This window comes from Streptomyces sp. ADMS, from assembly GCF_033441795.1.
Classification (GTDB): Bacteria; Actinomycetota; Actinomycetes; order Streptomycetales; family Streptomycetaceae; genus Streptomyces.
The window spans coordinates 1-633 of the sequence record NZ_JAVFVX010000376.1 but is presented as its reverse complement, the minus strand read 5'-3'; the positions used below and the strand labels follow the sequence as shown (position 1 = coordinate 633).

General features: G+C 74.2%; 1 protein-coding gene. It reads left to right on the top strand.

Features of this window, described 5'->3' with window-relative positions:
• Positions 1 to 633: universal stress protein (locus RB628_RS41130; RefSeq protein WP_318325731.1), on the top strand; the 633-nt coding region annotated here is incomplete at both ends.

Genomic DNA, 633 nt, shown 5'->3' with positions numbered 1-633 from the left:
ACGTCTGCTGGCCGAGGGGGTTGAGCGGGCGCGTGCCGTGGCGCCGGAGGTCGTTGTCAGTCATGCCGTGGTGACCGGTGAGCCGCTGACGGTCCTGGAGGCGCAGTCGCGTTCGGCCGAGCTGGTGGTGGTCGGGTCGCGGGGGATGGGTGGGTTCGTCGGGCTGCTGGTGGGGTCGACGGCGGTGCATCTTGCGGCGCACGGCCGGTGTCCGGTGCTGGTGGTGCGTGAGCAGCCCGGTGCCGGTGGTCCGGTCGTGCTGGGTGTGGACGGTTCCGCCGTGGGTGAGCCGGCGGTGGGCTTCGCCTTCGCGGAGGCCGCGCTGCGGAGGGCTCCCTTGCTGGCGTTGCACGCCTGGACCACGTGGAACGCGCCGGCGCCCGCCCCGTACGACGCGTCTGCCCCGTACGCGAACCCGCCGGGCGCGCTCGCCGGCGAGGAGGAGAGTCTGCTGTCCGAGGCGCTCGCCGGTCAGCGGGAGAAGTACCCGGACGTGGTGGTGGAGCACAGGGTGGTGCACGGCAGGACGCGGGAGGCGTTGATCGAGGCGAGCCGGTCCGCCCAGCTGGTGGTGGTCGGTGCCCGGGGCCGGGGCGGCTTCACCGGGCTGCTGCTCGGCTCGGTCAGCCAGGC